4 protein-coding genes and 1 pseudogene are annotated in these 6,807 nt (G+C 69.6%); 4 read left to right on the top strand and 1 reads right to left on the bottom strand.

Translation table 11 applies throughout. The annotated features are described in order from the left end of the window. Positions 1-841: pseudogene (locus E6P78_RS22700) on the top strand (hypothetical protein); the annotation flags it as partial. Positions 842-1,917: 1,076 nt separating this feature from the next. Then, positions 1,918-2,724: an SGNH/GDSL hydrolase family protein gene (locus E6P78_RS22690; protein ID WP_136205469.1), complete on the top strand. Its 807-nt coding sequence runs from the start codon at positions 1,918-1,920 to the stop codon at positions 2,722-2,724. 85 nt (positions 2,725-2,809) lie between these two features. Here the strand turns inward: E6P78_RS22690 and E6P78_RS22685 are convergent, their stop codons facing one another. After that, complete coding sequence (locus E6P78_RS22685) at positions 2,810-3,652, bottom strand: class I SAM-dependent methyltransferase (protein WP_136205468.1); 843 nt, start codon at positions 3,650-3,652, stop codon at positions 2,810-2,812. Between the two features lie 69 nt (positions 3,653-3,721). On the opposite strand from E6P78_RS22685, the gene E6P78_RS22680 reads away from it, so the two are divergent. After that, on the top strand, positions 3,722-5,653 hold the full coding sequence (locus E6P78_RS22680) for a prolyl oligopeptidase family serine peptidase (RefSeq protein ID WP_240799325.1): 1,932 nt from the start codon (positions 3,722-3,724) through the stop codon (positions 5,651-5,653). A gap of 72 nt (positions 5,654-5,725) precedes the next feature. Next, a complete protein-coding gene (locus E6P78_RS22675; protein ID WP_136205467.1) occupies positions 5,726-6,685 on the top strand; it encodes an SURF1 family protein in 960 nt (319 codons plus the stop codon). The last annotated feature ends 122 nt before the right edge of the window (positions 6,686-6,807 follow it).

Genomic DNA, 6,807 nt, shown 5'->3' with positions numbered 1-6,807 from the left:
GGTACATCCGGACCGCACGCTCACGCAACTCCAGCGGGTACTTTCTCGGGGCAGGCATCGTCTGGGCTCCTCTCATGACACCCATCTGACCCGCTGTCAGCATCTTTCGCATCTCGGGGGAACCTCACCTGGGCTCTTCGACGGCGTCGACTCCCGGTCCACCTGGGCGACGGCAGCAATCGGCTTCTACGTGACTGGTCTGATCCTGCTGGGGCGCCGCTGGCGATGGCAGATACTGGCCGCGACGGCGCTTCCCCTACTCGCCACACTGCTCGTGGCGGCGCTGCCCCTTACCGGGAGGATCCTGCAGGACGGCTATGCGGACGAGCTGTCTCTGTCACCGGAAGAGACGGCGGTCAGCGGGGCGTACCAGCTCATCTCGGCGGTGAAACTGCTGTGGCCCACCCTTGCGGCGATCCTGTTCATAGCAGCAGTTTGGGGCGTCCTGCGCTACTTTCACTTCATACGGCCGCGAAGCGTCTCCGCTGGCACCCTGGCCGCACTCTTCCTCGCCCTTGGCTTGCTCACAGCCGCCGAGTGGACCTTCGCGTCACCGCAGCATGCGGCCGACAAGCTGAAACGAGCAGCAACTCATCACACCAAGGCCCCACCGTATTTCGGTATTTCAGCGGACTGGGTCTGCGTCCGTCCCACAGTCTCGGTTCACGCCCTGAACGAGCAGGGTGGCACGCTTGTACCAAGCACCCCCTACCTATCGTTCGGCGTCGCCGAAGGCAACGTGGTCCTGTGGAACGCCGCCGCCGACCGCCCACTACGTGTTCCGGCTGGACAGGTGAAGCTGCTTCCCGCCGGGAACCCTGGGCTCTCGTGCGTCAGATGACTGGGCAACACAGCCGAAAGAGAAAATCGAGCAAATTTACTTGCGCTACGCAGCTCGGAACCACGGCTTCGAGAGCACTGCACCCCTCGCTGGGAGATTCCTGGGAGATGATCTACCCTCAGAGGCCAACCGGAACCTCTCCGCGCCACTTCAGACCAATCACCTGACCTGCAGTTTTACAGGATTCGCAGGTGTCGATCCCGCCCGACCCTCATTCGGGACGAAGAGGTCGTGGGTTCAAATCCCGCCACCCCGACAGCCGTAAGACCAGGTCAGGGGCCTGATCCGCGAAAGCGGGTCAGGCCCCTGAGTGGTTTCCGGGCCCCTGAGTGGTTTCCGGGCCCCTTCTGGGAGCCGGGCCCATTCTGGGAGCCGGGGCCGTTGGGGAGCCGGGTTTGTGGGTCCTGTCGCGCTGCCTGGCCAGTCGCATCGGATGTGTTCGGGGTCGACGTGGCGGCGGGCGAGGGGAAGTGAGGCCAGGGCGGCGGTGCGCGGGGTTCTGGCGGTGCAGCTCGCGAGGAGGGGGAGGTCGTCGCCGCCCCCTTTGTGAGCCGTAGAACAGCTCCACGCCCGTCGCACGAAGGATGGCTTGCATCGTGAGCGGTACCTCTCTGTCTCTGGTGGCCCCTCAGCCCTTGAGGCAGTGACGAGACCGGAGCGCCACCCGGTCTCGTCACTGCCGCCCGGGCCGTTCCCGTTGAACGGGACGGCCCCTCCCCCGACCAGATGTAACGGAGAGTATCCGTTCGGTCCGTCGAAGAATACGGATGAGCTTTCACTTCCCTCCATCTGGTGAACGGCGGAGATGTGGTGACGCGACGTCAGTACGCAGCGTGCCTCCCGTCGGGCAGGCCGCCCCACTCGCCTGCGAAGTGATGAGCCGATCGTCGTAAAACCTTTACTTCAGGGGGAGTTGTAGGTTTATCTACGCGCGAAGCTATGGCTCGCGAGCGACTATTCGGGTAATTCGGGCGGGTTCTCGTAGAGCCATTACCGACTGGTACCGGTAGCTGCTAGAACAGGGGACGCTCACTCAACCCCCCACCCACCCCCCACACTTCGGAGGGCTGACAGTTATGTCAGTACGGAGATTCTGGGCGTCCGCATCCACTCTGCTCCTCGCCGCCGCAGCCGCTCTGGGCGTGGCCCAGCCGGCTTCGGCATCCTCCTCGGCCGCCGCCGGCGGGTACGTCGCCCTGGGCGACTCGTACTCGTCCGGCGTCGGCGCGGGAAGCTACATTTCCGACAGCGGTGACTGCCGTCGCAGCACCAAGGCTTACCCCTACCTCTGGGCTGAGGCGAACTCCCCTTCCTCATTCGCTTTCGTCGCCTGTTCGGGCGCCACCACGAGCACCGTGGCCAGTGGCCAGCTCGGGGCGCTGAGCTCGTCCACCTCGCTGGTGAGCGTCACGGCGGGCGGTAATGACGTCGGGTTCGCCGACGTCATGCAGGACTGTGTGCTGTCCGGCGAGTCGGCCTGCCTCGCGGCCGTGGACGCGGCCGTCGGGAAGATGAACAACACCCTGCCGTCCGGACTGGGTTCGCTGTACGACTCCATCCACTCCAAGGCCCCGCAGGCGCACGTCGTGGTGCTGGGCTACCCGCGCTTCTACAAGGTCGGCGGAAGCTGCGTCGCCGGGCTCTCCGACAAGGAGCGCACGGCCATCAACAACGCGTCCGACGTGCTGAACGGCGTCATCGCCAAGCAGGCCGCGAACGCCGGGCTCACCTTCGCCGGGGTCGCGGACGAGTTCACCGGGCACGAGCTGTGCTCCGGCGACCCGTGGCTGCACAGCCTCTCGATCCCCGTCTACGACTCGTACCACCCCAAGCCCGAGGGGCAGTCGGGCGGCTATCTGCCCGCGTTCCGCTCTGCGGCGTAGGGGAAAGAAGCAGCAGAAGAAGAAGGAGAAGCAGAAGAGGTGCGGCGGCGTTCCGGTTTCCTTGTGGGGCACCGCCGCACCTCTGTCATGCCGGGCGCGTCGCCTTGAGCGAGTACATGAGCGGGATGCGGGGGCGGTCCGGCGGGTAGCGGTAGAAATCGTCCGCGCCGCGTTTCAACACGGGGAAACGTGCGAAGAGCGACACGTCGTGCTCGTGGAGGAACTCGATCCGCAGGCCCGCCGCGGCCAGCGCGGACACCACACTGCCCACCGGGTGCTGCCACTCGACGCTCCGGTTGTGGACGGTCGGCGCGTCGAAGTCCGCGTACGTACCCGGTGTCTCGTCCACCCATGCCTCGCGGCTGAAGTAGTCGTGCACGATCCGCGAACCCGTCTCGTCGTCGAGGCAGTCCGTGAGCGGATGGAACTCCGCCAGGTAGAGGAAACCGCCGGGCGCCACCAGCGAGGCCGCCGTCTCGGCCCAGCGGTCGATGTCGGGCAGCCAGTTCAGCGCACCGACGCCCGTGTACACGATGTCGTACGAGGAGTCCGGGACCGCCTGGGCCGCGTCGTACACGTCGGCGGCGACGAATGCCGCGCGGTCGGCACCGAACCCCAGGTCCTCGGCGAGGGAGCGGGCGGTCTCGACGGCCGGTTCCGAGAAGTCCAGGCCCACGACCTGGGCGGCGCCGTGCCGCGCCCAGGACAGGGTGTCGAGGCCGATGTGGCTCTGCAGGTGCAGCAGCGTCCGGCCCGTGACCTCACCGACCTCGGCCAGCTCGAAGGGTCTGAGGGAGTCCTTGCCCGCGCGGAAGGAGTCGAGGTCGTAGAAGTCACTGCCTGCATGGATGGGCACACGCTCATCCCACATCCTGCGATTGGCCTCGCGCCAGTCGGGAGGCACGGGAGGTATCGGAGCGGTGGACATCCCGCGAGGTTATCCACAGGCTGAGGACGAGGCGAACGGATTGTCGGCCCTCCGACGCAGAATGGGGACATGACTGAGGCCACTGGTTCGTCGACGACCGCATCCGCCCCGCCGTGGGAGCAGCGTTTCCGGGCTCCCAGAGTGTCGCTGCCCGACTGGGCCGAGGACGCGCCGGACCGCGCGTTGTTCGTCTCCAACGCGACGGGGACCTATGAGCTGTACACGTGGGACCGGGCGACCGGGGAGCAGCGCCAGGTGACCGACCGGCCGAACGGGACGACGGACGGTGTGCTGACGCCGGACGGCGAGGCCGTGTGGTGGTTCAACGACACCGACGGGGACGAGTTCGGGGTGTGGATGCGCCGGCCGTTCCACGGCGGTGTGGACGCCCGGGTCGAGCCCGCCGCGCCCGGCCTCGAAGCGTCCTACCCGGCCGGTCTCGCGATCGGCCGCGACAACACGGCGGTGATCGGCCGTTCGACGGACGAGGACGGCACGACGGTCCATGTCGTACGGCCGGGCGCAGCCCCGGTGGAGATCTACCGCCACCGCGAGTCGGCGGGGGTCGGCGACCTGTCTTACGACGGGACGCTGATCGCCCTGGAGCACACCGAGCACGGGGACGCGATGCACTCCGCGCTGCGCGTGGTACGGCCGGACGGTACGACGGTCGCGGAGCTGGACGACACCGAGGGCGGTACGAAGGAGCTGGGCCTCGCGGTACTCGGCTTCGCTCCGGTCGACGGGGACACCCGGCTGCTGGTCGGGCACCAGAGGCGCGGGCGCTGGGAGCCGATGATCTGGGACCCGGTGGCGGGCACGGAGACGGACCTCGCCATCGACCTGCCGGGCGATGTGGGCGCCGAGTGGTATCCGGACGGTTCCGCGCTGCTGATCGAGCACGGCTTCGAGGCCCGCAGCGAGCTGTGGCGGTACGAGCCCGCCGCGGCCGGCGCCGCGCTGGTGCGGGTGGAGACGCCCACCGGCACGGTTTCGGGCGCCACGGCCCGGCCGGACGGGACGGTGGAGTACCTGTGGTCGTCGGCGGCGGAGCCGCCCGTCGTCCGCTCCACGACCGGTGCGGTGGTGCTCGACCCGCCGGGAGTCAAGGCGCCGGCCTCGGTGCCGGTCGAGGACGTGTGGGTGGACGGGCCGGGCGGCCGGGTCCACGCGCTCGTCCAGCGCCCGGCGGCTCCGGCCGAGGGGCCGTTCCCGACGGTCTTCGAGATCCACGGCGGCCCCACCTGGCACGACAGCGACGCCTTCGCGGCCGGGCCCGCCGCCTGGGTGGACCACGGGTACGCGGTCGTCCGGGTCAACTACCGCGGCTCGACCGGCTACGGACGGGCGTGGACGGACGCGCTGAAGCACCGGGTCGGGCTGATCGAGCTGGAGGACATCGCGGCGGTGCGGGAGTGGGCGGTGAAGTCCGGCCTCGCGGACCCGGCGAAGCTGGTCCTGGCCGGCGGCTCCTGGGGCGGATACCTGACCCTGCTCGGCCTCGGTACGCAGCCCGGCGACTGGGCCCTCGGTCTGGCGGCGGTCCCCGTCGCGGACTACGTCACGGCGTACCACGACGAGATGGAGGCCCTGAAGGCGATGGACCGCACGCTGCTGGGCGGGACGCCGGAGGAGGTGCCCGAGCGGTTCGAGGCCTCGTCACCCCTGACGTATGTCGACGCCGTGCGGGCGCCCGTCTACATCTCGGCGGGCGTCAACGACCCGCGCTGCCCGATCCGCCAGGTGGAGAACTACGTGGACCGGCTGAAGGACCGCGACGCGGTGCACGAGGTCTACCGGTACGACGCGGGGCACGGCTCACTGGTCGTGGAGGAGCGGATCAAGCAGGTCCGGCTGGAGCTCGACTTCGCACGGCGCCACCTGGCGGGGATCTCGCCCGCCGGGCCGGGTGACCCGGTCGGCCCGGCGGAATCGGTCGGTCCCGAGGGCCCCGGTGGGCCCGGCGGGCCCGGTCAGGGGGAGCCGGTGGGCGACGCGTAGGGCCTGGATAAGGGGCGGCTTTTCGGGTGCCCCCGCTCCGTCCGGCCGGAGCGGGGACCGTACCGTGGAGGGGTGTACCGGTTCCTGCTGACCCCGCGATGGTGGGGGATCAACCTCTTCGTCGTGCTGGCCATCCCGTTCTGCGTGTTCATGGGCACCTGGCAGCTCGGCCGCTTCGAGGACCGCGTGCACACGCACGAGGCCGCCGAGAAGCAGCCCGCGCCGGGCACCCGGGCCGCCAAGCCGCTCGACGCGCTGCTGCCCGTCGACACGGAGACCTCCGGTCGGCCCGCCACCGCGACCGGCCGGTACGCGGACCGCTTCCTGGTGCCCGGCCGGAAGCTGGACGACCGGCAGGGCTTCTACGTCCTGGACATGCTGCGGACCGACAGCGGCAAGGCCCTGCCGGTGGTGCGCGGCTGGCTGCCCGGGAGGGCGGGGCAGACGCCGGTACCGGCCGCGCCTACCGGCCGGGTCACGGTGACCGGCGACCTCCAGGCCTCGGAGAGCGCGGGAACCGCCGGGGTCGACGCGACGGGCGGGCTGCCCGACGGCCAGGTAAGCATCATCAGCGCGGCGTCGCTCGTCAACCTCGTGTCGTACGACGTATACGACGCGTGGGTGACGCTGCAGACGAGCGACACCGGCGGCTCGGGCAGCTCCTCCGGGACTTCGGACAGCTCCTCCGAAACCTCGGACAGCTCCTCCGAAACCTCGGGCAGCTCCTCCGAGACCTCGGACAGCTCCTCCGGGACTTCGGACAGCTCTGGGACCTCCGGTGCGTCGGCGGATGCGGCGGGCAGTGCCGCGCAGGACGGTGCGACCGCCCTGCGTCCGGTACCGGCCACCGTGCCGGAGGGCAGTGGGCTCGACCTGAAGGCGTTCCAGAACCTCGGTTACACGGGTGAGTGGTTCGTCTTCGCCGCGTTCGTCGTCTTCATGTGGTTCCGGCTGCTCCGGCGCGAGGCCGAGGCCGCCAGGGACCTGGCGCTGGGCCTGGTCCCCGACACGGAGGCCCCTTCCCATGCCTGAGCCGGGCAGCCGGGGCGGACACTGGGGTGCGGGTCCGATCGTCCCCCTGTCGGGTCGTCCCCCGGTCGGGTCGCCACCAGTCGGGTCACCCCCGCCCCGCCCCTACGCCATTACGCGCTCTT

This window comes from Streptomyces sp. A0958 (assembly GCF_004795035.1).
In the GTDB taxonomy this organism is placed as follows: domain Bacteria; phylum Actinomycetota; class Actinomycetes; order Streptomycetales; family Streptomycetaceae; genus Streptomyces.
This window is presented reverse-complemented; position numbering and strand designations above follow the sequence as displayed.

Bases quoted from the DNA above. Each gene is read 5' to 3' on its own strand.
- E6P78_RS22685 (WP_136205468.1), bottom strand. From the start codon at position 3,652: ATGTCCACCGCTCCGATACCTCCCGTGCCTCCCGACTGGCGCGAGGCC.
- E6P78_RS22690 (WP_136205469.1), top strand. From the start codon at position 1,918: ATGTCAGTACGGAGATTCTGGGCGTCCGCATCCACTCTGCTCCTCGCC.
- E6P78_RS22680 (WP_240799325.1), top strand. From the start codon at position 3,722: ATGACTGAGGCCACTGGTTCGTCGACGACCGCATCCGCCCCGCCGTGG.